At 74.5% G+C, this 23,315-nt stretch carries 21 protein-coding genes; 13 read left to right on the plus strand and 8 right to left on the minus strand.

What is annotated here, in order from left to right; all coding sequences use genetic code 11:
• Position 1 precedes the first annotated feature (1 nt).
• The 4 genes from ABIQ69_RS13195 to ABIQ69_RS13210 are packed head-to-tail and all read left to right on the plus strand — an operon-like array spanning position 2 to position 4,582.
• Complete coding sequence (locus ABIQ69_RS13195) at positions 2-1,054, plus strand: 2-hydroxyacid dehydrogenase (protein ID WP_350347581.1); 1,053 nt, start codon at positions 2-4, stop codon at positions 1,052-1,054.
• On the plus strand, positions 1,051-2,490 hold the full coding sequence (locus ABIQ69_RS13200; RefSeq protein WP_350347582.1) for an FGGY family carbohydrate kinase: 1,440 nt from the start codon (positions 1,051-1,053) through the stop codon (positions 2,488-2,490). The genes ABIQ69_RS13195 and ABIQ69_RS13200 overlap by 4 nt, the downstream gene beginning before the upstream one ends.
• Complete coding sequence (locus tag ABIQ69_RS13205) at positions 2,487-3,977, plus strand: FGGY-family carbohydrate kinase (protein ID WP_350347583.1); 1,491 nt, start codon at positions 2,487-2,489, stop codon at positions 3,975-3,977. Before ABIQ69_RS13200 ends, ABIQ69_RS13205 begins: the two co-directional genes overlap by 4 nt.
• Positions 3,974-4,582 carry a histidine phosphatase family protein gene (locus tag ABIQ69_RS13210; protein ID WP_350347584.1) on the plus strand — a complete coding sequence of 203 codons (609 nt, stop codon included), beginning with the start codon at positions 3,974-3,976 and terminating at the stop codon, positions 4,580-4,582. Before ABIQ69_RS13205 ends, ABIQ69_RS13210 begins: the two co-directional genes overlap by 4 nt.
• Positions 4,583-4,597: 15 nt before the next feature.
• Here ABIQ69_RS13210 and ABIQ69_RS13215 read toward each other — a convergent pair whose 3' ends face one another.
• From ABIQ69_RS13215 to ABIQ69_RS13225, 3 genes are all read right to left on the minus strand, one after another.
• The gene (locus ABIQ69_RS13215; RefSeq protein ID WP_350347585.1) at positions 4,598-5,191 is read right to left on the minus strand and encodes a class I SAM-dependent methyltransferase; all 594 of its coding nucleotides are present in this window, start codon (positions 5,189-5,191) and stop codon (positions 4,598-4,600) included.
• Positions 5,192-5,267: 76 nt separating this feature from the next.
• A complete protein-coding gene (locus tag ABIQ69_RS13220; RefSeq protein WP_350347586.1) occupies positions 5,268-7,217 on the minus strand; it encodes a DUF2264 domain-containing protein in 1,950 nt (649 codons plus the stop codon).
• Complete coding sequence (locus tag ABIQ69_RS13225; protein WP_350347587.1) at positions 7,214-8,227, minus strand: hydroxyacid dehydrogenase; 1,014 nt, start codon at positions 8,225-8,227, stop codon at positions 7,214-7,216. The genes ABIQ69_RS13220 and ABIQ69_RS13225 overlap by 4 nt, the downstream gene beginning before the upstream one ends.
• A 122-nt stretch (positions 8,228-8,349) precedes the next feature.
• On the opposite strand from ABIQ69_RS13225, the gene ABIQ69_RS13230 reads away from it, so the two are divergent.
• From ABIQ69_RS13230 to ABIQ69_RS13240, 3 genes are all read left to right on the plus strand, one after another.
• Positions 8,350-10,302, plus strand: coding sequence for a hypothetical protein (locus ABIQ69_RS13230; protein WP_350347588.1), 1,953 nt, complete (start codon positions 8,350-8,352; stop codon positions 10,300-10,302).
• Positions 10,299-11,399 (plus strand): substrate-binding domain-containing protein, encoded by a 1,101-nt coding sequence (locus ABIQ69_RS13235; protein WP_350347589.1) that lies wholly within the window; start codon positions 10,299-10,301, stop codon positions 11,397-11,399. The genes ABIQ69_RS13230 and ABIQ69_RS13235 overlap by 4 nt, the downstream gene beginning before the upstream one ends.
• Before the next feature lie 69 nt (positions 11,400-11,468).
• Positions 11,469-12,215, plus strand: coding sequence for an EI24 domain-containing protein (locus ABIQ69_RS13240; RefSeq protein WP_350347590.1), 747 nt, complete (start codon positions 11,469-11,471; stop codon positions 12,213-12,215).
• Between the two features lie 6 nt (positions 12,216-12,221).
• On the opposite strand, the gene ABIQ69_RS13245 is transcribed toward ABIQ69_RS13240, so the two are convergent.
• Positions 12,222-12,839, minus strand: coding sequence for a histidine phosphatase family protein (locus tag ABIQ69_RS13245; protein WP_350347591.1), 618 nt, complete (start codon positions 12,837-12,839; stop codon positions 12,222-12,224).
• A gap of 51 nt (positions 12,840-12,890) precedes the next feature.
• On the opposite strand from ABIQ69_RS13245, the gene ABIQ69_RS13250 reads away from it, so the two are divergent.
• On the plus strand, positions 12,891-13,760 hold the full coding sequence (locus ABIQ69_RS13250) for a LysR family transcriptional regulator (protein WP_350347592.1): 870 nt from the start codon (positions 12,891-12,893) through the stop codon (positions 13,758-13,760).
• A gap of 146 nt (positions 13,761-13,906) precedes the next feature.
• Positions 13,907-14,614, plus strand: coding sequence for a type 1 glutamine amidotransferase domain-containing protein (locus tag ABIQ69_RS13255; protein WP_350347593.1), 708 nt, complete (start codon positions 13,907-13,909; stop codon positions 14,612-14,614).
• A 19-nt stretch (positions 14,615-14,633) separates the two neighbouring features.
• On the opposite strand, the gene ABIQ69_RS13260 is transcribed toward ABIQ69_RS13255, so the two are convergent.
• Both ABIQ69_RS13260 and ABIQ69_RS13265 read right to left on the minus strand, forming a co-directional pair.
• Complete coding sequence (locus ABIQ69_RS13260) at positions 14,634-15,179, minus strand: hypothetical protein (RefSeq protein ID WP_350347594.1); 546 nt, start codon at positions 15,177-15,179, stop codon at positions 14,634-14,636.
• Positions 15,180-15,357: 178 nt separating this feature from the next.
• Positions 15,358-16,506 carry an epoxide hydrolase family protein gene (locus tag ABIQ69_RS13265; RefSeq protein WP_350347595.1) on the minus strand — a complete coding sequence of 383 codons (1,149 nt, stop codon included), beginning with the start codon at positions 16,504-16,506 and terminating at the stop codon, positions 15,358-15,360.
• Between the two features lie 80 nt (positions 16,507-16,586).
• On the opposite strand from ABIQ69_RS13265, the gene ABIQ69_RS13270 reads away from it, so the two are divergent.
• The 4 genes from ABIQ69_RS13270 to ABIQ69_RS13285 all read left to right on the plus strand — a co-directional run bounded on the left by ABIQ69_RS13270 (position 16,587) and on the right by ABIQ69_RS13285 (position 21,169).
• Positions 16,587-17,558 (plus strand): WYL domain-containing protein, encoded by a 972-nt coding sequence (locus ABIQ69_RS13270; protein ID WP_350347596.1) that lies wholly within the window; start codon positions 16,587-16,589, stop codon positions 17,556-17,558.
• Between the two features lie 116 nt (positions 17,559-17,674).
• Positions 17,675-18,526, plus strand: a complete 852-nt coding sequence (locus tag ABIQ69_RS13275; RefSeq protein ID WP_350347597.1) for a class I SAM-dependent methyltransferase — start codon at positions 17,675-17,677, stop codon at positions 18,524-18,526.
• A 14-nt stretch (positions 18,527-18,540) separates the two neighbouring features.
• Positions 18,541-18,756 (plus strand): hypothetical protein, encoded by a 216-nt coding sequence (locus tag ABIQ69_RS13280; protein ID WP_350347598.1) that lies wholly within the window; start codon positions 18,541-18,543, stop codon positions 18,754-18,756.
• Between the two features lie 40 nt (positions 18,757-18,796).
• Positions 18,797-21,169: a LuxR C-terminal-related transcriptional regulator gene (locus ABIQ69_RS13285; RefSeq protein ID WP_350347599.1), complete on the plus strand. Its 2,373-nt coding sequence runs from the start codon at positions 18,797-18,799 to the stop codon at positions 21,167-21,169.
• A gap of 48 nt (positions 21,170-21,217) precedes the next feature.
• Here ABIQ69_RS13285 and ABIQ69_RS13290 read toward each other — a convergent pair whose 3' ends face one another.
• Together ABIQ69_RS13290 and ABIQ69_RS13295 are read right to left on the minus strand one after the other, a co-directional pair.
• Entirely contained in the window at positions 21,218-21,742 is a 525-nt protein-coding gene (locus tag ABIQ69_RS13290) for a GNAT family protein (protein ID WP_350347600.1), read from the minus strand.
• Between the two features lie 28 nt (positions 21,743-21,770).
• On the minus strand, positions 21,771-23,312 hold the full coding sequence (locus ABIQ69_RS13295) for an ATP-dependent DNA ligase (protein WP_350347601.1): 1,542 nt from the start codon (positions 23,310-23,312) through the stop codon (positions 21,771-21,773).
• Positions 23,313-23,315 lie beyond the last annotated feature (3 nt).

Below are 23,315 nucleotides of genomic sequence, written 5' to 3' on the forward strand. Positions count from 1 at the left end.
CATGGTCGACATCCTCATCGCGGGCGACAACTTCATCCTCCCGAGCCTGTTCCGCGACGCGATCCTCGCGCACGCGACGCGCGCGGGTGTGAGCGACGACCTGCGGTTCCGGGAGCTCACGCTGCCGTGGCCGCAGGTCCCGTTCGGGCCCGTCGACGGCGTCGACGAGGCCAGCGGCTCCGTCGAAGAACTGATCGACGCGTTGGACGGCGTCGACGCCGCAGTCACCCAGCTGGCACCGTTCAGCCGATCGGTCATCGAGGCCAGCCCCGCGCTGCGATTCATCGGCATCAGCCGAGGGGGCCCGGTCAACTGCGACCTCGACGCGGCGAGCGCAGCGGGTGTCGCGGTGTCGTTCGCTCCGGGCCGCAACGCGCGCGCCGCCGCCGAGTACGCCGTGGGCCTGATCCTCGCGGCCACGCGCCACCTCACCGCCGCGCATACCGAGCTCGCCCGCGGCGTCTGGCGCGGCGACTACTACACATACGAGAACGCCGGGATCGAGCTCTCCGGCTCCACGGTCGGCCTCATCGGCTACGGCGCGATCGGCCGGCTCGTCGGCCGGATCCTGCTCGCGTTCGGCTCGCGCGTCCTCGTCCACGACCCGTACGCCGCCGTCGACGACCTCTACGCCGACGGCGTGGAGCCGGCGAGCCTCGACGACCTCCTGGCGGCGAGCGACATCGTGAGCCTGCACGCCCGTCTGACCCCGGAGACGACGCTGCTGCTCGACGAGGCGGCGCTCAGACGGCTTCGCCCCGGCGCGGTCGTCGTCAACAGCGCGCGCGGCGGACTGCTCGACTACGGGGCGCTCACCCGCCTGCTCGCCGACGGACACCTGGGAGCCGCCGCGCTCGACGTCTACGACGTGGAGCCGCCCTCCCCCGACTCCGAGCTCCTGTCGCTGCCGAACGTGGTGCTCTCACCGCACCTGGCAGGCGCCAGCCGGTCGACGGCCCGGCGCGGGGCATCCATCGTCGCGGAGGAGCTCGTGCGCCACCTCACCGGCGCGCCGCTCGCGCACCGCGCGAACGCCGAGGTGTCGGTCTCGTGAGCGAGTCGGGGGCCGCGGGCCGGGTACTCGCCATCGACGTCGGCACCAGCATCGTCAAGGCGGCCGTCGTCGAGCCCGACGGCACCGTCGGCGACGCCGTCGCCCGCCCGGCCGAGCTGCACGCCGGCCGCGACGGCGTCGTCGAGCAGCGCATCGAGGAGCTGACCGGCGCCGTCCTCGAGGTCGCCCGGCGGGTGATCGACACGGCCGACCGGCCGATCGACGGCATCGCGATCACCGGCCAGGGCGACGGGCTGTGGCTCCGCGACGCGCAGGGCTCCCCGGTGCGGCCGGCGATCTCCTGGATGGACTCCCGTGCCGCCGCCGTCCTCGACGAGTGGGACGACGGGGTCGCCGACGAGCTCTACCGCGGAACCGGGTCGTGTCTCTTCCCCGGTTCCCCGCCCGCGCTCCTGGCCTGGCTCGATCGACACGAGCCCGAGAGTCTCGACCGGTCGGCCGTCGCCGGGCGCTGCGTCGACGCGATCGCCGAGCAGCTCACCGGCGCCGTGGTGGTCGACGCGGCCAGCGTGTCGGCACCGTTCCTCGACGTGCGCACCCGCGACTACCTCGACTGGGTGCCGGAGGTCTGCGGGTTCGGGCATCGGCGCGCGCTGCTGCCCGAGGTCGCGCCCCCGGGAGCCAACGCCCCCCTGCTCCCGCGCGTGGCGTCCGAGCTGGGCCTCGCCGCAGACACCCCCGTCTACGCGGGGCCCTACGACGTCGTCGCCTGCCAGTACGGTGCGGGCGCTCACCGCACCGACGCCGCGGTCGTGGTGCTCGGCACCACCCTCAGCTGTCAGAAACTCGTCGACTGGCCGGTCGCACCGGTCGACGGCGAACCGGCCGGGAGCTACCTCTGCACTCCGACGCCCGATCGCGCGCTGCGCATCATGCCGTCGATGGTCGGCACGCCGGCCATCGACTGGCTGCACCGGCTGATCGGCACGCGAAGCGACGAGCTCGACGGGCTGCTGCGCGACAGTGTCGCGGGGGCCCACGGTGTGACGGCGCTGCCGTTCTACTCGTCCGCGGGCGAACGTGCGCCCTTCGTGGACAGCTCGGTCCGAGCGAGGTTCGACGGGCTCGAGCTCACGAGCGACCGGCACGACCTGATGCGGGCGCTGTGCGAGGCGATCGCCTTCGCCGCGAGGTCCTGTCTCGCGAGACTGGGCGAGGTCGATGCGGTCACCGGCGTGGGCGGCGGCTTCCGGTCACGGCAGCTCGCCCAGCTGTTCGCCGATGTCCTGCAGCTGCCGATCATGCTTCCCGGCGTGGAGCAGGTGGGCGTGCGCGGTGCCGCGGTCATCGCTCAGGGCCTCACCGACGACCCCGTCCCCGACGGGGTGGTGATCGAGCCTGATCGGCGGATGGCAGCGCAGTACGAGGACGCGTACGCGCGGTACCTCGTGACCGTGGACCAGGCCCGCCGGTGACGCACGACCCGCTGTGGGTCGGCGTCGACCTCGGCACGCAGAGCGTGAAGGCGGCCGTCGTCGACGATCGGGGTGACGTCGCCGGCCGCGCCGACGCCCCGCTGCGCAGTCGACGCGTCGACGGTCTGCACGAGCAGGATCCCGCGCTGTGGCGCACGGCCGCCGCACGAGCCGTCGCCGCGGTGATCGCCCCCCTCGCGCCTGCCGCCCGCGAGCGGATCGGAGGCATCTCGCTCTGCTCCACCTCCGGCTCCGTCGTGCTGGCGGACGCAGCAGGCATCCCGGCGACACCCGGAGTGATGTACGACGACCTCCGCGGCGCATCCGCGGCGGGCGAGGTCGCCGCGGCGGCCCCCGCGCTCTGGGCGCGTCTCGGGTACTCGCCGCAGCCGAGCTGGCCGATCTGCACGCTGGCGTGGTGGGCCTCGCACGGCGACCTGCGCGACCGGCGTCTCGTGCTCCAGGGCGACGTCGTCGCCGCGGCGATCTGCGGTCACCCCGTGCCGACCGATTGGACGAGCGCGCTGAAGCTCGGCTACGACACGCACGAGCTCCGCTGGGACGACGACCTGCTCGAGCATCTCGGCGTCCGGCGCGACATCCTGCCCGATGTGGTCGCCCCCGGCACGACGATCGGCGTCGTCGGCGCCGACTGGGCGCGTGAGACGGGGATCCCGGCCGGCGTGCCCGTCTTCGCAGGGCTCACCGACGGCTGCGCCGCGCAGCTCGCCTCGGGCGCCCTCGACGCCGGCGCCTGGCACACCGTGCTCGGCACGACCCTCGTCTTCAAAGGCGTCTCGGCGAAGCCGGTGTCGGGCGGAGACGGCGCGGTGTACGCGCACCGCTCGCCGGACGGGCTGACCTGGCTGCCCGGCGGGGCGTCGAACACCGGTGCGGGGATGCTCGCCGAGGTGGTGTCGTCCGATCGCGACCTGGCGCCGCTCGAGGCCGGCGCCGAGGCACTCGATCCGGTCACCGTGCCGCTCAGCTACCCGCTGACGGGCGTGGGCGAGCGATTCCCCGTCGTCGCGCCCACCGCCCGCGGGTTCGTGCTCACCGCCGACGGCACCGCGCCGCTCGACTCGCTCCGCGCACTCGGGCCGGCGGGCCTCCTGTCGGCGTTCGCCGGTGTCGCGTTCGTTGAGCGGCTGGGCCTGGAGGTGCTCGCCGCCGACGCGGCCTCCGCCGTCCGCACGGTGAGCACGTCCGGCGGCGGCACCCGCAGCCGGCTGTGGAACCGGGTGCGTGCCTCGGTGCTCGGCGTCCCGCTCGCCATCACCGCGGCGGACGGCGCGGTCGGTGCCGCGATGCTCGCCGCGTGGGGGGCCCGCTCGGGCTCGGAGCGCCTCGCCGAGGTGGCCGCGCGACTCTCGCGCCCCTCGACGGTGGTCGACCCGGAACCGGCGTGGGTCCGCGGACTCGACGATCACTATGCCCGGTTCACGGAGGCGCTCATCCGATTCGGCTGGCTGGAGGCCCGCACATGAGGCTCGTGCTCGCCCGTCACGCCGAGACCGTGTGGCACCACGAGAACCGCTACGCCGGCTCCTCCGACGTCGCGCTCACCGCCGCCGGCCTCGCGCAGGCGGAGCGCCTCGCCGAGTGGGCGTCGACGGCCGGGCTCGCCGCGGTCTGGTCGTCGCCGCAGTCGAGGGCCACCGCGACCGCGGCGCCGTCGGCCCGCGCGGCGGGCGTGCCCCTGCGGACCGACGACCGGCTTCGCGAGGTGGCGTTCGGGCGCGGTGAAGGGCTGACGCGGGCGGAGATGCACCGCCGGTTCCCAGCGGACCTGGCAGCGTACCTCGCCGAGCCGGCGTCGGTACCGCTTCCAGGCGGAGAGCGCGGGACGGACGCGATCGCCCGCGCCATGCCCGCGCTCGAGGAGATCGGCGCGGCCCATCCCGACGGCACCGTGCTGGTGGTCATGCACTCCACGCTCATGCGGCTGCTGCTGTGCGCGGTGATCGGCGTGGCGCCCGACCGCTACCGAGAGGTCTTTCCCGCCGTCGGCAATGCAGCGCTCACCGAACTGCGGTGGGAACCGGGCCGGGCAGGACTCGTGTCGCACAACGTCCCGCCGGTCGCCCGCTAACCTGCCGCCCGCCGCTTACCCGGCATGCCCGTCGAAGACGAGTACCGGCACCGGGCCGAACGGCGTCGACCGCACACGGAGCCGGTGCACGTCGTCGCCCGCGAACCCCGCCGCGGCGAGCGCGGCCTCGGGGTCTCGGTCCCAGTGGCAGCCGTGGCAGCAGCGCTTGGAGATGGGCGTCGCGACGCGTTGGACGACGCGCTTGAGGGTCCGGGGCGGCGCGACGACGTGGTCGACGAAGACGACCCGGCCGCCGGGCACGAGCACGCGGCGCACCTCGGCGAGCGCGGCGGCGAGGTCGGTCACCGAGCACAGCACGTACGTGCCGACGACCGCGTCGACCGAGGCATCCGGCAGCGGGATCGACTCCGCGACGGCGTCGAGCGGCGCGGCGTCGTGGCGCCACTCGCGAGCCCGCGTGGCGAGCTCGGTGCGGCGACGCGCGTCGGGTTCCAGCCCGATCCACGACACGTCGGGATGCCACGCCCCGAAGTTCTCCCCGTCGCCCGCCCCGATCTCGAGCACGCGTCCGCGAACGCGGCCGAGCACTTCGCGCTCGAGGTCGTCGAGCTGCTCGTCGTCGATGAGCGGTCGCGGGTCTGCCGGCATCCGACCATGCGACCACCCGGCGACGCTCGCGTCAAGGCGCCGGCGGGCGCTGCGCGCGTCAAGGCGCCAGCGGGCGCTACTCGGCCGGGAGGTCGATCTCGACCCGGGCGCCGTCGGCCCAGTCGACCCGCACGACGTCTGCAGACGGAACCGGGGTCACGCCCGGCGGTGCGCCCGGCCGGACACCGGCGAGGGCGATGATGGCCACCGTCCACTCGTCCGCGACCACCGGCCCCTCGGCCCACGGCGTGGCGGTCGCGGGACCGAGGAACGTGACATCCGCGTCGAGCTGCACCCCGGTCTCGTCGAAGCCCGACACCGCGACGAGCACGGACTCGAGCCCCGCGTCGGTGCGAACGGCGGCCGCTCGCTCGGCACCTGGTGGCGCGGAACCCTCGCTCAGCGACGCCCCGCTCACGGGCCAGCCGCTGACGCGCACACGGTCGCCGGGGCGGAGCCCGTCGCGTCCGACGCGGACGAGGCGGACCTCCCACGGACCGCGCACGATCGACACGGTCGTCGTCTCGGGGCCGCGGCGCAGGTGGCCGCCGGGCAGCGGGTGCCCGAGGTCGGGATGCGGCGGCCGGTCGTCGACCCAGTGCGCGGTGGCCGTGGAGATCGCGACGCCCACTGGGCTGCCGTCTTCGGCCTGGAGCACCTCGAGCCGGTCGGTCGCGAATCCCGCCCGGGAGCTCGACCGCCCACCCCGCACGATGCCGGCGGACTGATCGGGGCGCTCCTCGGCGACGCCGCCCGCGAGGAGCGGTGCGGTGGCCGTCGAGTAGCCGAGACGCGCGTACAGCGGCCCGTCATGGATCAGGTCTCCTGGCCCGAGGGCGTAATCCGTGCCGTGGTTGACGACGCGCACGATCCCGTCGGCGCGCGTGCCGCTCACGAGCCATCCCGGGGCGACGAGCCGGCGCAGGGTGTCGCCTCGTTCGACGGGCAGCGGCAGCTCGGTCGCCTGCCACACCGGGTGCGACTCGGGCAGCGCGATGCCGAGCATGCCCTTCGCCGCCCAGTACGGCGAACCCGGGCCCGAATAGGACTGCGCGATCGCCCGCCACGCGCCGTGCCAGCCGAGGCTCAGCCGGCCCTCGGCGTCGGGAGCGCCCCGTTCGGCGAAGTGCGAGACGATGCCGCTGGCCGCCCGGCGGATGGTCCCCGGCTCGAGGGCGGTCGACCCGGCGAGGGCGCCGGCCCAGAACGGCGCGGCGGCGGCGAACCGGTAGGTCAGGCTCCGGCCCTGGATGAGCGGCCCGCCGTCGGCGCCGACGAGGTGGACCGCATCGGCGAGGTACGCGTCGAGGCCGGCCCGGACGCCGGCGAGCCGCGCCCGACGCGGGTCGCCCGGCGCGAGCATGGTCTCCCAGAGCACCGGATACAGGTGCAGCGCCCATCCCGTGTAATGGTCGAAGGCGCGCGCGGCCCCGTCGGAGATCCACCCGCCGTCGCGGGCGAACGTGTCGAGCAGGTCGAGATCGGCGTCGAGGTCGTCCTCGGCGTACGGGCCGCCGACGTTCCCGAGGAACTGCTCGACGACGATGCGGAACCACGCCCAGTTGTTCGGCGGATGCGAGCCGCCCACGAACCCGGCCAGCCAGTCCACGAGCTGTCCCCGCACCCGGTCGTCGAGGCGGTCCCAGAGCCGGGGGCGGGCCAGGTGCAGTCCGATCGCGATGGCGGCGGCCTCCACCTTCGCCTGGTCGACCTCGTCGAGACGGGGCCACCGCTCAGGCGAGCGCGGGTCGGTGCCCGCGTCGAGCCCCTCGGCGTACCAGTCGGCGAGGTCCTCCGTGTCGTCGGGCGAGCCGGCGATGCGGAACGCGGCCAGCAGGAAGGTGCGGGCGAACCCTTCGAGCCGGTCGACGTCGCGACCGCGGCCCCCGGGCCCGCCCGGGAAGTCGAGCTGGGCATGCCGGGGCGAGGCGACCGTCCGCGCGGCGCCGAGCATCCGGTCGGCGAGGGCGAGCCAGTCGGCCCGGCCCCAGCCCGTGATGGGGGCCAGCGGGTCGCGCTCGCTCATGCCCGTCGGCCCAGGTCCCCCACCCGCACCTCCTCGTCCAGCGGCTGCCCGAGCGTCCAGCGGGCGAGCTCGCCGAGCGCGGCGTCGGCCATCCGGCGCGTCTCGGTGCCGAGCGAGCCGGCGATGTGCGGCGTGATCGAGACGTTCGGCAGGCGCAGCAGCGGCGAGTCGAGCGGCAGCGGCTCGGGGTCGGTGACGTCGAGCACGGCGTCGAGCCGGCCGCGGGCGCATGCTTCGGCCAGTGCGTCGGTGTCGATGAGACCGCCGCGGGCGGTGTTCACGACCGTGGCGCCGTCGCGCAGCCGGGCGAGCTCGGCGGCCCCGATCATGCCGCGCGTCTCGGGCAGCTCGGGGGCGTGCAGGCTCAGCACGTCGACCGCGTCGAGCAGCTCGTCGAGCGGTACGAGACGCCCGCCCGCCGCCCGCACCTGCTCGGGGTCGGCGTACGGGTCGGCGACGAGCACCTCCACGTCCTCGAGCTGCTGCAGCAGCTCGACCACCCGTCGGCCGATGCGGCTGAAGCCGACGATGCCGATGCGGCGGCCGAGGTTCGACGAGCCGCCGGCGTGCAGCTGCGCGCTCCAGCCGTCACGATGCGCGAGCGGGTCGCGCGCGAGCACCTGGGCGCGCTTGCCCGCGAGCACGATGGAGGCGAAGGTGAACTCGGCGACCGGGATCGCGTTCGCGGAGGCGGCGCTCGTGATGCGGATGCCTCGCTGCCAGAACGCCTCCGTCGTGACAGGCCGCACGGAGCCCGCGGCGTGGAACACGGCGCGGAGGCGCGGCATGCGGTCGAGCCGGTCGGCGGTGAGGCGCGGCGCGCCCCACGAGGTGACGAGCACCTCGACCCCGGCGAGGTCCTCCGCGAGGGCCGGGTCGTCGAGGTCGACGACGCCCGGCCGAAGGAGCTCGGCGAGCTGGGCGAGCCGCGCGCTGTGCGGCGCATCGAACTGGAGGCGGAAGACGTCCGGGCGCATCGCGATGAGCGCGGCTGGGCGGGCGTGGGTCATCGGTGGCTCCTCATCGGGCGCTTGCGGGCCGGCAGACGACCAGTGAATACTCTCCTTCGATCACCGGCAACGCATTCGAACACAACCGATCAGAGTCGATCCTCTTCTGCATCTGGAGCCCCATGGCACTGCACCCCGCCCTCATTCGCCGCGGCGCCCTCGTCGACGCCTGGCGGCGCACCGGAGGGCTCCCCGCCGACGTGCCGCGCCGCTTCGCCGCGACGCTCGATCATCCCGCCGCCGCGGCCGAGATCCGCGCGTTCACCGAACGGGCCCTCGCCGCCCGCGGCGCACCCTGGCCCGACACGCGCCTCACCGACTTCGCCCGGTACCCGCGCGACGGCGACCGCTCCGCATACGAGGCGGCGGTATTCGGCCGGATGGACCGACTCGCCGTGGCGGCGCTCGCCGCGACCGCCGCGCTCGACGCGGGGGCGACTGCCGCACCCGACGTCGCGGCCGCACTGCTCGCCGAGGTCGCCGACGGCGTGCTCGTCGTCTGCGAGCAGTCGACCTGGTGCTGGCCGGCCCACGACGACGTGTTCGCGCGCACCGGCGGCGTCGTTCCGGATCCGACGCATCCGGTCCTCGACCTGGGAGCCGGCGAGATGGCCGGGCTCGCGGCGTGGATCGCGCTGACCATCGGCGACGAGCTCGACGCCGCCTACCCGGGCCTCCTCGGCCGGCTCGCCGCCGAGGTCGAGTCGCGCGTCCTCGGCCCGTTCCTCGTCCGCCGCGACTGGACGTGGCTGACGGCGCCGCGGCCGAGCAACTGGAGCCCCTGGATCCACGCCAACGTCATCGCCGCCGGGTCTGCCTTCGCCGACGGCCCGCAGCGTGCACGCATCGTCGAGCTCGCCGTCGACGAACTCGACCGGTATCTCGCCGTGCTCCCGGCCGACGGCGGCATCGACGAGGGCGTCGCGTACTGGTGGAACGGTGCCGGCCGCGCGCTCGAGGCGCTCGAGCTGCTCGGGCGGCTGACCGGCGGCGCGTTCGATCCCGCCGCCGAGCCCGAGCTCGCGGGGATCGCCGAACTGCTCGGCTTCCCCGGCCGCATGCGGCTCGGCGACGAGTGGGTGCTGGGACTCGCGGATGCGAACCCGCACCCCGATCCGGTGCATCCGTGGCGCATCGCACACACGTGGGGGCTCCGGTTCGGACTCGACGACGTCGTCGCCGCGGCGCGCGCCCACCGCGCCGAGCCGGCGTCGCCGCACGCCCCGAACAGCGGGCTCGGGCGGCTCATCGCCGCCCTCGGCGATCACGACTGGCAGTCGGCCGCGCCCGCCGAGGCGCCGCTGCCGGCGAGCGTCGTGCTCCCGTCGCTCGCCGTGGCGCTCGCGCGAGAACGATCGGATGCCTCCGGCCTCGCCATCTCGCTGAAGGGCGGCCACAACGCCGAGCACCACAACCACAACGACCTCGGCAGCGTGACGGTCGCCCTCGACGGGCTGCCGGCGATCGTCGACGTCGGCCGGCCCGTCTACGACGCCCGCACCTTCGGTCCCGACCGGTACGACCTGTGGCCCGTGCGGAGCGACTGGCACAGCGTGCCCGAGCCGCACGGGGCGGTGCAGGCGCCGGGCGCCGGATTCCGCACCGGGCCGCTCGACGGACGGGATGACGCCGCCACGGGCGGGCCGGCGGCGTGGTCGCTCGACCTCTCGCAGGCCTGGCCGCTCGGGCCGGACGAGTCCTGGCGCCGGCGCATCGAGCTCGACCGCGAGCGCGGCGTCGCGATCGTCGGCGACGACTGGCGGCTGGCAGGCACCGGCACCGGCGGCGACGGCGACGGCGACGGCTCGACGCGGACCACCTGGATCGCGTGGGGCCGGGTCGAGGTCGTCGGGCCCGGCGTCCTCCGCGTCGTGCGGCCCGTGGCGGGCAGTCGCGACCTCCTCGTCGAGCACGATGCCGAGCAGGTCGAGCTCGACCACCCGCCTGTCCCGGATGAGATGGTCGATCGCGCCTGGGGCGCCGGCACCATCACGCGCGTGCGGCTCCGGCCCGCGGCATCCGCTCGCACCGCCACCGTTCGTTTCCGCGCCGCCGACCGGGAGGCGACCGTATGAACGACGCTCGCGCCCCGCGCTTCGCGATCGAGCGCCGTGAACGCATCCTCGACGAGCTGCGCCGCCAGGGCGCGGTGTCGGTGCGGGAGCTCGCCGCCGAGCTCGGGGTGACCGAGATCACCGTGCGACGCGACATCGGGGCGCTCGCCGACCAGGGCCTCCTGACCCGCGTGCACGGCGGAGCGACCCTGCGCAGCCCGCTCGACCGGACCGTGCCGCGCGCCGCCGACGCAGCGCACGCGAGGTACCGCATCGGCATGGTGGTGCCGTCGCTGAGCTACTACTGGCCGCAGATCGTGATCGGCGCCCGCGCGGCGGCGAGCGCGGCGCAGGCCCAGCTCGTCCTCCGCGGGGCGTCGTACGACCCGGCCGATCAGCGCCGGCAGATCCAGGCGCTCGTCGAGACCGGCGGGGTGCACGGGCTCGTCGTGGGGCCCGAGACGTCCGGACGCGACGGCGCGGCCATCCTGACCTGGCTCGACGGGCTCGACCTCCCCGTCGTCCTCGCCGAGCGCCGTGCCCCGGCAGCGCTCGCGCTCCAGCGGCTCGAATGGGTCACGACCGACCACGAGTTCGGGGCGATCCTCGCGGCGCACCACCTCTACGAGGAGGGTCACCGACGTCTCGCGCTCGCACTGCAGCGCGACTCCCCCACCGCCGAGCACCTCCGCCGCGGCTGGGCGAACGGCCTCGCCGACCTCGGCCTCCGCGCCGCTGCGTCGTTCGAGTTCGCCCTGGAGGACCTCGACGGCGCCGGGCGCGAGCGCACGCTCGCCGAGCTCGTCGACCGCTGCCTCGCCTCCGGCACCACCGCGCTGCTCGTGCACGCCGACCCGCAGGCCATCCATCTCGCGCATCAGGTCCGCGATCGCGGCCTGCGGATCCCCGAAGACCTCGCGATCGTCGCGTACGACGACGAGATCGCCGAGCAGGGCGAGCCGCCCATCACCGCGCTGCGGCCTCCGAAGGCGCAGATCGGCCGGCTCGCGGTGGAGACGCTGGTCGCCCGGCTCGATGAGGGCCCCGGCCGCCCGGTGCAGCGCACGCAGACCCTGCCCGAGCTCATCGTGCGGGCGTCGTCGCGCCGGCTCGCCTGAGACGCCTCGACGGCGGACTCCTCAACGAGGGATGCCTCGCGCTCGCGCCCAGCCGCCTATCCTGATCCGATGCTGAAGGAGTTCGCCGCCGGGTTCGGCCTGCTCGTCCGCGGCTTCGGGTTCTGGCGCCGGCGGGCGGGCGCGATGCTGCTCGGGCTGGTGCCCGCCGCGATCGCCTTCGTGCTGCTCGCGACCGCGCTCGTCGTGCTCGGCGTGAACCTGCCGGGCCTCGTCGACTGGGCGACGCCGTTCGCCGACGACTGGGTGGAGGTCTGGCGGGACCTGTTCCGCATCTCGGTCGCCGTCGTCGCGTTCGGCGGCGCCGCGGTGCTCGCCGCCGTGACCTTCACCGCGCTGACGCTCGTCATCGGCGACCCGTTCTACGAGCGCATCTGGCGCGCGGTCGAGGAGGACCTCGGCGGCGGGGTTCCCGAGAGCGGCGGAGGGTTCTGGCGCGCCGTCGTCGACGGGCTCGCGCTGGTCGCGCTCGGTCTGATCGCGGCGGCGGCGGTCGCGCTCGTCGGCCTGATCCCCGTCGTCGGGGGCGTGATCGGCGCGGTGCTCGGCGTCGTGCTGACCGGGCGGCTGCTCGCGCGCGAGCTCATCACGCGCGCGTTCGAAGCGCGCGGACTGCGCCCTGAGACGCGCCGGGCGCTGCTCCGGTCGCGGCGCTGGCGCGTGCTCGGCTTCGGGGTGGCCACGCAGCTGTGCTTCCTCGTGCCGCTGGGCGCGATCGTCACGATGCCCGCCGCGGTGGCCGGCTCGACGATGCTGGCCAGGCAGCTGCTCGAGGCGACACCGCCCGCTGAGGGCTGAGGCGGCTCAGCCGGCGAGCGCCGCGAGCTCGGCCGCGCGCGCCTCGACCTCGGCGCGGACGATCGCGAACTCCACACCTCCGACGGTGAGCACCGACCAGTCGGCGCCGACGCGGTGCACGTGAGAGCTCGAGACGTTGTCGAGCTTCGGGAAGTGCGCCCGGTCGTGCCCGGAGATCGCGGCGAGGGTCGTGCGGATGAGCGTGCCGTGGGCGACCGCGAGCACGTTCCGGCCCTCGTACGCGTCCGCGAGCCGGCCGAGGGCGGCGAGCCCGCGCGCCGCGACGTGCTCCACGGGCTCGCGGCCCGGGATGTCGCCGTCGGGCCAGCGTTCCGCGACGGCGGCGACGAGCATGCCCTCCGCCTCGCCGAACTCCTCCTCGATCAAGTCGTCGTCGGTGCCGCCGAGCTCCGCGCGGATGCCGTCGGCGAGGATCTCCGCCGTCTCGCGAGCCCGCACGAGCGGTGAGCTCACGACGAGATCCCAGCCGCCGTCGGCGAGCCGCCGCGCGGCGGTGCGCGCCTGCTCGCGGCCCGTCGCGTTCAGCGGGATGTCGGTGCGGCCCTGCATGCGCAGCGCGAGGTTCCAGTCGGTCTGACCGTGGCGGACGAGGGCGATGACCATCGCTCCAGCCTAGGCGCGGGCCCCTGGACGCCCGCCGGGTAAGGTGGCCGCGTGGCGGCCCACGACCTCGACCACCTCCGAACGTTCGTCACGGTGACCCGTGCGGGCTCGCTCACCGCGGCGGCCGCGCTGCTCGGCATCTCGCAGCCGACCGTGACGGCGCACATCCAGGCGCTCGAGGCATCCGTCGGGTTCTCGTGCCTCGAGCGCACCCGCGCGGGGGTCCGGCCGACGCCGAAGGGTGCGGCGCTCGCCCGCGAGGTCGCGGCCCACGTGGACGCGCTGGAGGACGCGATGTTCGCCGCGACCGCTCGCGACCACGACACCACCGGCGTGCACCTCGGCGGACCGGCCGAGCTGGTGAGCACGATGGTGCTGCGCGGGCTGGCCGAGCTCGCCGAGGCGGCGGGCGGCCCGGTGCACGTGCGGTTCGGGCTCGCCGACGACCTGCTCGACCACCTGTCGTCGGGTTCGCTCGACGTCGTCGTGAGTGCCGTACGACCGAACGTCAGGGACCTCAGCGCGGTGCCCGTCTACGACGAGGTCTTCCAGCTCGTCGCCGCGCCCGGCTGGGCGGGGCATCCGATCGACGAGGTGCCCGTGCTCGCCTACGACGAGGCGCTGCCCATCGTGCGGCGGTACTGGCGCTCGGTGTTCGACCGACGGCCCGACGGTCTGCACGTGGCGGCTGTCATCCCCGACCTGCGCGCGATCGCCGCAGCCGCCGTCGACGGTATCGGGATGTCGGTGCTGCCCGAGTACCTCGTGCGCGACGAGCTGGCGACCGGCCGGCTCGTACTGCTGCACACGCCGGAGGTGCCGCCGCTGAACACCGTGTACCTCGCCACACGCGGCCGTGACGCCGAGCGCGACCCCGCGATCGCCGCGACCGTCGGCGCGCTCAGGGACCTGATCGGCTGAGCGGGCGCCGGTGATCGGGCCGGTATCCGGCCGACTGACATCGGGATTCCTTGCCCGCGGTGCGATTTCTTCGATGCCCGCGGGAGCGACTCGGGACGAGACTCGTCGTCGGATCCATCCGATCCCACCGACGAACGGAGCGAACCATGTCCAGCATCCTCATGGCCGTCACCGCGGCCGACACCATCCGGCTCGCCGACGGCACCGACCACGCCACCGGGTTCTGGGCCGAAGAACTCGTGGTCGCCCATCGTGACCTCGTGGCTGCCGGCCACCGCGTCACCATCGCGACGCCGGGCGGTCGCCCCGCCCCCGTCGACCCGGGCTCGCTCACGGCGGAAGGCGTCGGCGACGAGGCCCGGGCGGCGGAGTACGCCGCCTACCTCGAGCGGCTGCAGCCGCAGCTCGACGCGCCCGCAGACCTCGCCGCCGTCGCCCCCGCGGGCTTCGATGCGGTGGTGCTGCCGGGCGGCCACGGCCCGATGGTCGACCTCGCCTCCGATGCCGACCTCGGCCGGCTGCTCGTCGCCGCCGATGCCGCCGGCACGCTCATCGCGCCGTTCTGCCACGGGCCCGCGGGCCTGCTCGCCGCCACCCTCGACGACGGCTCCTTCGCCTTCGCCGGTCGCCGGCTCAGCGTCTTCTCCGACGCCGAAGAGCGCGCCGGCGGCCTCGGCGACCGCACGCCGTGGTGGGTCGAGGCGACCCTCGCGGAGCGCGGCGCCGTGATCGACGACGGCGAGCCCTGGGCGAGCCATGTCGTCCGCGACGGCAACCTCATCTCGGGGCAGAACCCGCAGTCGAGCCACGCCGTAGCCGCGGCGCTCGTCGCCGCCCTCGCCGAGCGCAGCTGACGGGCCGGCGCGACCGGCGTCAGGCCGCGCCGCCGAGCCCCACGCGGTCGGGCACCTGGCCGACCACGCTCGGCAGCCAGCGCTCCACCTCGGGCCACGCTCGGCCCGTCGGCAGGCGACGCAGCAGCCGCGCGAGCGACTCATCGGCGTCGGGCCACGGGATGACCCGGGTCGGCGAGGCCGTCGCCACGACTCCGAGCCACCAGTGCCGCCAGGTGACCGGCAGCGACTCGGGGTGGATCACGACGTAGTAATCGGGCACGGCCATCTGGCGACGTTCGGCGGCGGCCACGGCGCGCTCGATCTCGAGCTCCAGCACGCCGAGCGTGACCTGCTCGTCGAAGAACTCCACCCAGGCCGCGGCGACATGGCCCAGCGGGTCGTGGTCGTGCACGACATAGGGCGCGGTCGCCCCCGACTGCCAGCGGGCGACCTCGGCGTCGGAGGCATCCGCTCGATCGTGGAAGGACGCGGCTCGCACGTTGGCGAACCCGGACAGGGAACGGACGGCCGTCGGCGCCTCGTCGCCGACGACCACCACGGTGGTGCTCGTCGTTGGCTCCATTTCCAGAGTGTACGTCCGGCCGGCGGCGTCGGCGCAAGCGACGAGCCGTCGCCCGCGGTTCACCGCCGCCGCACGGTCCGCCCGCGGCGACGCGACGTGACGCGAAGTGCTCCTCCCCGTCGGGAGCGGAGCACCTCGCGTCACGTGGCCGGGCGTCGAGCCCGGCGCCGGGCGTCGGTCAGGCGAGTCCGGCGAAGAACGCGCGGATGTCGCCCGCGAGGACCTCCGGCACCTCGAGCGCCGCGTAGTGCCCGCCGCGCTCGAACCGGCTCCAGTGGACGATGTTCGAGTTGTCGCGCTCGGCGAACACCCGGATGGTCTGGAAGTCGTCGGCGAAGACCGCGACGCCGGTCGGCGCGGCGTTCACCGCGGGACCCTCGCCTTCGCCCTCTGCGGCCTTCGCGTTCTCGTAGTAGCTCTGGCTCATGCCGGCCGCGGCGTTCGCGAACCAGTTCACGCTGACCTCGAGCAGTAGCTTCTCCATGGGCACGAGCGCCGTGCCGTTGCCGAACGACTCGAAGAGCTCGCTGTAGGCGAGCAGCCCGATGGGCGAGTCGCTGAGCCCGACGGCGACGGTGTGGGGGCGCGAGGCGTTCATCGTATTGTACCCGCCGACCGACTGGAACCACTGCATGTGCTCGAGTCCGGCGTAGTCGGCCGGCTCGAGGCGTTCGAACTCGGCGGGGTCGCCCGACGGGAACGAGAACAGCTGCAGCACGTGCAGGCCGAGGAAGCCGTCGGGGTTCAGCAGGCCGAGCTCGCGCGCGACCATCGCGCCGTTGTCGGAGCCGTGGATGCCGTAGCGCTCGTAGCCGAGGCGGCGCATGAGCTGGTCGTAGGCGCTCGCGACCTTCCCGACGGTCCAGCCTCCGGCCGCGAGCGGCTGCGAGAAGCCGTAGCCCGGGGCATCCGGGATCACGACATCGAAGGCGTCCTCGGCGCGGCCGCCGTGCGCGACCGGGTCGACCAGCGGGCCGATGACGTCGAGGTAGTCGACCGAGGAGCCCGGGTAGGTGTGCGCGAGCAGCAGCGGGGTGGCTCCGGCGTGGGGCGAGCGGACGTGGATGAAGTGGATGGGCTGGCCGTCGATCTCGGTGATGAAGTGCGGCAGCTCGTTGATGCGGGCCTCGGCGGCGCGCCAGTCGAACTCGCGCCAGGCCTCGAGCGCCGCCCGGAGGTAGTGGTTGGGAGTGCCGGTGCTCCAGTCGTCGCCGGGGGCGGGCTGGGGCAGGCGCGTGCGGGCGAGGCGCTCGCGCAGGTCGTCGAGCTCGGCCTGCGAGACCTCGACGCGGAAGGGGCGGATGGCGGTAGCGGTGGCGGTGTTCATGTCTCCGACGATAGGCTCGATATAGGAACACTCAGTTCCTATATCTCGGACGAGTTCACACGGATTTCGGGAGGGCCCGGATGTCCATCGACACGGCCGCTCGCCGGCTCGCCGTGCTCGGCCTCCTGCAGGCCCGGCCCGCGTGGACGGGCCGCGAACTGGCCGACCGGTTCGGCGTCAGCACGCGGACGATCCGGAACGACATCGAGGCGCTCCGCCGACTCGACTACCCCGTCGAAGCCGCCCGCGGCGCCACGGGCGCGTACCGCCTCGGCGCGGGCGGCCGGCTGCCGCCGCTGCTGCTCGACGACGAGGAGGCCGTCGCCATCGCGGTCGGCCTCCGGGCCGCCACGGGCCTCGCCGGCATCGAGGAGTCGAGCGCGCGGGCACTGGCCAAGCTCGAGCAGGTGCTGCCGGCGCGGCTGCGGGCGAGCGTCGAGGCGCTCACCCGCGTCGTCGACCGCGCACCGGAGAACGTCGGCACGGATGCCCCCGACCCCGAGGTCGACCCGGGCGTGCTCCGCCAGCTCGCGACGGCCGTGCACGACGTCGAGTGGGTGCGCTTCGACTACGACAACCGACCCCGGCTGGTCGAGCCGTACCGGCTGCTGTCGTGGCAGCGCCGCTGGTACCTCGTCGGCAGGGACCCCTCGACCGGCGAGTGGGACGTGTTCCGCGTCGACCGGCTCGTGCCGCGGATGCCGACCCGGCGCCGGTTCGACCCGCTCCCGGTGCCCGGCGGCGACGTGACGGCGTTCCTCATGCGGCGGGTGGCCTCGAGCGGGTGGAACGTGCACGCCAGGCTCCGCATCGCGGCCCCCGCCGAAACGGTGCTCGCCCGCATCAATCCGAGCGTCGGCGCGGTCGAGGCCGTCTCCGACTCCGAGAGCGTGCTCGTGACCGGCGCCGACAGCCTCGACACCGTCGCCGCGTACATCGGCATGCTGAACATGGAGTTCACGGTCGACTCGCCGCCCGAGCTCGTGCCGCTGCTGCGGGCGATCGGCGAACGGTATCTGCGCACCGCCGCCGCGAGCGAATCGGCGCCCTGAACCCGCCTGCGGGCGAACACTGAGGAAATCTCCGTGTTGTGCACGGATGTCGCGCCCTGCGAGATCCCGCACCCTTGGCAGCACGAGACATCCGTGCATGCGAAGGAGAAGACGAGATGACCGACCGTACGACCGCCACGACCGTGCCGCCCCTCGAGGACCGCGACCTCAAGGCGCGGCATCCCGCCTTGTGGGCCTCCGGCGACTACCCGACGCTCGCGTCCGACCTCATCTGGGAGCTCGGCGAGCGGCTCGTCGACGCCGTCGACGTCCGACCCGGCGACCGACTGCTCGACATCGCCGCAGGCAACGGCAATGCGGCGATCCCCGCCGCGCTGCGCGGTGCGACCGTCGTGGCCTCCGACCTCGCTCCCGAACTGTTCGGGGCCGGACGGCGACTCGCCACCGAGGCCGGCGCCGAACTGGAGTGGCGCGAGGCCGACGCGGAGGCGCTGCCCTTCGAGGACGCCTCCTTCGACGTCGTCACCTCCTGCGTGGGGGTCATGTTCGCCCCGCATCACGCGCGCGCCGCCGACGAGCTCGTCCGGGTCGTCCGTCCCGGCGGCCGGATCGGCCTGCTGAGCTGGACTCCCGATGGCTTCATCGGTCGGATGTTCGGGGTGATGAAGCCCTACGCGGCACCGCTGCCGCCCGGTGCGGATCCCGCGCCGCGCTGGGGCGATGAGGCGCACGTCCGCGAGCTGCTGGGCGACCGGGTCGAGGCCCTCAGCGCAAACCGCGACACCGTGGTGATCGACCGGTTCGAGACGCCCGAGCAGTTCCGCGACTACTTCAAGACCCACTACGGGCCGACGATCGCCGTCTACGCGCGCATCGCCGACGACCCCGACCGGGTCGCCGCCCTCGACGACGCCCTCGCCGCGCTCGCCCGCGAGCACGGCGTCGACGGCCGAGGCGGCGGCGCGATGAGGTGGGAGTACCTGCTCACCACCGCCCACCGACGATGAGAGGACAGACCGACATGTACGTCACCGAACAGCACTTCCCCTGGCTCCGACGCGAGTACGAGGCCGAGCTCGCACGCGACCTCGAGCGCCGGCGCGTCCTCGCCGAGCGCATCGCCGAGGAACGCGATGCGTCCGACGGCCGGACGGATGCCTCGAGGGCGCGCGGCATCCGGCAGCTCCTGCCGACGCGGCTCGCCGCCTGGCGCCGCGCGCATGCGCTCCCGGCGTGAGAGCCGGGATGCCGCGATCGGCCGGGTCCGAGCGTCCACCGTGCTCACCCTGCCCCGGCTCGACGTCCCTAGACTGGGCGGCGTGCCGGGGCAGAACCTGACCCCGAGAGAGCGGGCGGTGCTCGCCGCGGTCGAGCGGCGGCTGAACAACTCCGAGATCGCAGCGGAGCTGTTCATCTCCGTGCGCACCGTCGAAAGCCACATCGCGGCCCTCCGACGCAAGCTCGGGGCGGACTCGCGCGGCGGCCTCATCACCGCAGCGACCGAACGGCACGGCGTCGCGGTGCGCGTCCCGGCGACGGCGTTCGTCGGCCGCGACGCCGAGCTCGCCGGCCTGCGCGACCGGCTCGCGCGCCACCGCCGGGTCACCATCGCCGGCCCGAGCGGAGTCGGCAAGACGCGCCTCGCGCTCGAGCACGCACGGTCTGGCTCGGACGAGGCCATCCCCGTCGTGGTCGAGCTGGAGCACGCGGGGGCCGATGACGTGGTCGCACGGATCGCGCGGGCGATCGATCTCGAGTCCGCCCGTGGCGCGGACATCCTCGCCGCATGCGGCATCGCGCTGGCAGCGCATCCGTACCTGCTCGTCCTCGACAACGTCGATCGCGTCGGCGAAGCCGTCGCGGCGGCGGTGAGCGCGCTGCAGACGTCGGCACCCGACCTCCACATCGTGGCGACGTCGCGCACCCCGCTCGGCTATCCGGGCGAGGCGGTGCTCCACATCGCCCCGCTCGACTGCGCGGGACCGGGCGCACCCGGCGTCCAGATGTTCCTCGATCGGCTCGACCGCACCGGTCGGACCCCGCAGCCCGGCGACCGCGAACTGGCGGCCGAGGTGTGCGCCCGGCTGGACGGCCTGCCGCTCGCCATCGAGCTCGCCGCGAGCGTCGCACGCCATCTCTCCCTGCCGGAGCTCGTCGCGCGGGTCGACCACGATCCCGGAGCGCTCGACCGTGCCGCGCCGGCTGGACGTCATCGCACGCTGGCGACCGCGTTCGAGTGGACGTGGGATCTGCTCGATGCCGAGGAACGTGAGGCGCTCTGCCGGCTGGCCGCTCTCCCTCGCACGTTCGACGTGGCGCTGGCCACCGCAGTGGCCGGCGAGGACGCGTCGGGCGTTCTGCTGCGTTTGCTCGACCATTCGCTGATCGTGCCGGCCGGCGGCGAACCCGCCCGGTTCCGGCTGCTCGCGGTCATGCGGGAGTTCGTGCGGTCGCGTACCTCTCCCGAGGTGATCCGGGAGGTGCTCGAACTCCACGCCACGCACTACTCCGCCCTCGCCACCGCATTCGTCGCGAGGGCACGGATCGACGACGGTGAGGCGGCGCTGCGGCTCTCAGCCAGGCTCTGTCCCGAGGTGAACGCCGCGCTCCGATGGGCGCTCGCCGCAGGGCATCCCGCCGCGACGCCGCTCGCAGCGGCGCTCTCGGTGGGGATCGAGCAGTACGGCTCGGATGTCGACAGCGTGCACTCCGTCGCCATGGCGGCGCGCGATCCGCTCGTGCGGGCCGCAGCGACGCCGCGCGACCTCCTGGCGATGGGCATCGGCCTCGCGTACCTCGACATGCCGCTCGTCGGCGAACTCGCCGACCTCGCACTCGCCCGCGCGGAGGACGCCGAGGCGGGCCCGGTCGGGGATCCGGCGCGCCTGGCGGCGCAGCATCTCGCCGGGATGGCCGACGCCTATCGCGACCGCGGGTCCGAGGCCCTGGCGCACCTCGCCATCGCGGAGCGGCTCGCCCGCGACCTCGGCGACGACTGGGAGCTCGCTGCCGTGCGGCAGATGCGCGGCATCGCCCTCCGAGGAGCGTCCGTCGGAGACGCGGCTGCCGCCATCGACGAGTTCGCCGCCGCGATGCACTCCTACGCGGTCGCGGGCGATGCCATGCACGTGAACAACGCCCGCTACATGATGGCCATCACCGCGGCCGAACACGGCATCCATCGCGAAGACCCCGCGGCCTGGGCTGCCGAGTGCGTCGACTACGCCGCGGGCGTCGGCAACGTTCACGAACTCGCCCACGCCACACTCGTGCAGCAACTGCTCGAGGTGGCGGATGCCGCCGCCGACCTCGAGGAGCTGACCGACACGTTCCGCCGGCTGGGAGACGCGCGATGCCTCACGCGGTGCCTGCTGATGGCCGCCGACCGCGCCGCGGCGGCCGCCGCCAGCACTCCGCGCGCCCGGCGGGCGCCTGCGGTGACCGTGCTCGAGGAGGCGCTGCGGCTCTCTGATGCCGCAGGCGATGACGCCCATCGGTCGGCTGCACTGCGCCGCCTCGTCGGGGCCTACTGGTCGGGCGGCGACCGCGTGCGGGCGCGCACAGCGCTCGGCCGCCTCGAGGCGATCGCCGGGCCCGACGTGGCCGCGGCCGCCGTCCCGGAGGACATGGCCCGCTCAGCCCGCGTGTAGCGTGCTCCGGTCGCCGGCCAACCTGCTCCGGTCGCCGGCCGCTCGGGCTCAGTCCTCGTCGGCGAGCCGCTGGAAGAGGTAGTGGTCCTGCCAGCGTCCATCGATGCGGAGGTACCGGGGCGCCATGCCGATGCGCGTGAAGCCCGCCCGTTCGAGCACGCGCTGCGAGCGTTCGTTGTGCAGCAGCGTGGAGGCCTCGACCCGGTGCAGGCCGAGCTCGCCGAAGGCGAGGGCGAGCATCGCCCGCACGGCGTCGGTCGTGTAGCCGCGGCCGTTGACGTCGGGTGAGAGCCAATAGCCCATGCTGGCGGACTGGAACGGGCCGCGCACGATCCCCGTCAGCGTGATGCGTCCGACGGCGTGCCTGTCGGGGGCGAGGATGACGTGCGGCACCACCTCGCCGCGTTCGTACCGCTCGAGCATGCCGGCGATCTCGGCGGCCTGCCCGGCCGCCGTGAACCACGCCTCGTCGCGCTCCTTGTCCCACGGGGCGAAGAAGTCCCGGCCGGCCGACTGGAGCTCGGCGAGGCGGTCGGCGTCGGCGGGGTGGATGAGGCGCGTCGTAGCGGGCATCACCCCAGCTTCGCAGACACCGGGCCGGTCAGCCCCGCAGCAGCCCGCGGAGCGCCTGGATCGTGTCCGCCTCGTCGGGGCGCTTGTCGTCGCGGTACGCCTTCACCCGGGCGAAGCGCAGGGCGACGCCGCCCGGGTACCTGGTCGAGCGCTGCACCCCGTCGATGGCGATCTCGACGACGAGCACGGGGGCGATGTGCACGGTGTTCGCCGTGCGCGACGTCTCGAGCTCTTGGAAGCGCTCGGTCTGCCAGGTGAGCAGCCGGTCGGTGAGGCCCTTGAACGTCTTGCCGACCATGACGAAGCCGCCCGGCTCGCCGAACTCGCCGTCGGGGTCGCGCGCCCCGAGGTGCAGGTTCGACAGCCACCCGGTGCGGCGCCCGTACCCCCACTCGGCGGCGAGCACGACGAGGTCGTAGGTGAGCACGGGCTTCACCTTGATCCAGCTCGAGCCGCGGCGCCCGGCCGCGTAGACGGAGTCGATGGCCTTCACCACGACGCCCTCGTGCCCGGCGGCGAGCGCATCGCGGGAGACGCGCTCGGCGGCCTCGGGGTCGGCGGACACTTCGCCCGGGATGCGGTGCCCTGGCGCGATCCGTTCGAGCTCGGCGAGGCGCGCGGCGAGCGGCTCGTCGATGAGGTCGCGCCCATCGACGTGCAGCACGTCGAAGAACCACGGATGCAGCAGCGCCTCGCGGGCCGTCTCGGCCCCGAACCGCGACATGGTGTCTTGGAACGGCCTGGGTGCGTCGTCTTCATCCAGGGCGAGCGTCTCCCCGTCGAGGATGACCCGGTCGACGGGCAGCCCGCGCACGACCTCGACGACCTCGGGCAGCCGGTGGGTGATGTCGGCGAGGTTGCGGGTGAACACGCGCACGTCGTCGCCTGCGCGGTGCACCTGGATGCGCGCGCCGTCGAGCTTGTACTCGATGGATGCCTCGCCGGTCGTGCCGATCGCCTCGGCCGGGCTCGCCGCGGTCGCCGCGAGCATGGGCAGCACCGGCCGCCCCACGACGAGGCCGACCGCGGCCAGTGCGCCGGGTTCGTCGGGTTCGACGGCGAGCGCGATGCGCGCCGTCTCGCCGAGGTCGCCCGAGAGCATCGCGGCGCGGCGCACGACCGGCCCGGGTTGGTCGGAGGCTCGGGCGAGCGCGTCGACGAGCACGCCCTCGAGGGCGCCGGTGCGGAGCTCCCCGAGGAGCACCCGGCCGAGGAAGTCGCGTTCGGCCGCGGTGGCGCGCTCGGTCAGCTCGCGGAGGATCGCCTGGCGGGCGCCCGCGGAGCCCTGACCCGACGTCGCGAGCAGGCGATCGAGCAGGTCGTCGACCTCGCCGATGGTGAGGCTCGGCTGCTCGGGCGGCTCGCCGGCGGCTTCGGATGCTGCGGCCCAGCCGCGCCAGCCGACCCCGACCCGGCCCTGCCGGGGCTTCGCGACGAGCATGCCGACGGCGGGCACGATCTCGTCGGGCGCGAGCCCCGTGAGGAGGCCGGCGAGGGCGTCGACTTTCGCCAACCGGGAACGCGTGCCCGCGACGGCGTCGGAGGCGGCGACGAGCTCAGCGAGCAGCATGGG

The organism is Agromyces sp. G08B096 (assembly GCF_040267705.1).
GTDB lineage: Bacteria > Actinomycetota > Actinomycetes > Actinomycetales > Microbacteriaceae > Agromyces.

Coding starts and splice junctions, on each gene's coding strand:
- ABIQ69_RS13270 (WP_350347596.1), top strand. CDS start 16,587: ATGTCCATCGACACGGCCGCTCGCCGGCTCGCCGTGCTCGGCCTCCTG.
- ABIQ69_RS13260 (WP_350347594.1), bottom strand. CDS start 15,179: ATGGAGCCAACGACGAGCACCACCGTGGTGGTCGTCGGCGACGAGGCG.
- ABIQ69_RS13210 (WP_350347584.1), top strand. CDS start 3,974: ATGAGGCTCGTGCTCGCCCGTCACGCCGAGACCGTGTGGCACCACGAG.
- ABIQ69_RS13255 (WP_350347593.1), top strand. CDS start 13,907: ATGTCCAGCATCCTCATGGCCGTCACCGCGGCCGACACCATCCGGCTC.
- ABIQ69_RS13220 (WP_350347586.1), bottom strand. CDS start 7,217: ATGAGCGAGCGCGACCCGCTGGCCCCCATCACGGGCTGGGGCCGGGCC.
- ABIQ69_RS13295 (WP_350347601.1), bottom strand. CDS start 23,312: ATGCTGCTCGCTGAGCTCGTCGCCGCCTCCGACGCCGTCGCGGGCACG.
- ABIQ69_RS13290 (WP_350347600.1), bottom strand. CDS start 21,742: ATGCCCGCTACGACGCGCCTCATCCACCCCGCCGACGCCGACCGCCTC.
- ABIQ69_RS13280 (WP_350347598.1), top strand. CDS start 18,541: ATGTACGTCACCGAACAGCACTTCCCCTGGCTCCGACGCGAGTACGAG.
- ABIQ69_RS13215 (WP_350347585.1), bottom strand. CDS start 5,191: ATGCCGGCAGACCCGCGACCGCTCATCGACGACGAGCAGCTCGACGAC.
- ABIQ69_RS13265 (WP_350347595.1), bottom strand. CDS start 16,506: ATGAACACCGCCACCGCTACCGCCATCCGCCCCTTCCGCGTCGAGGTC.
- ABIQ69_RS13240 (WP_350347590.1), top strand. CDS start 11,469: ATGCTGAAGGAGTTCGCCGCCGGGTTCGGCCTGCTCGTCCGCGGCTTC.
- ABIQ69_RS13245 (WP_350347591.1), bottom strand. CDS start 12,839: ATGGTCATCGCCCTCGTCCGCCACGGTCAGACCGACTGGAACCTCGCG.
- ABIQ69_RS13225 (WP_350347587.1), bottom strand. CDS start 8,227: ATGACCCACGCCCGCCCAGCCGCGCTCATCGCGATGCGCCCGGACGTC.
- ABIQ69_RS13195 (WP_350347581.1), top strand. CDS start 2: ATGGTCGACATCCTCATCGCGGGCGACAACTTCATCCTCCCGAGCCTG.
- ABIQ69_RS13235 (WP_350347589.1), top strand. CDS start 10,299: ATGAACGACGCTCGCGCCCCGCGCTTCGCGATCGAGCGCCGTGAACGC.
- ABIQ69_RS13275 (WP_350347597.1), top strand. CDS start 17,675: ATGACCGACCGTACGACCGCCACGACCGTGCCGCCCCTCGAGGACCGC.
- ABIQ69_RS13230 (WP_350347588.1), top strand. CDS start 8,350: ATGGCACTGCACCCCGCCCTCATTCGCCGCGGCGCCCTCGTCGACGCC.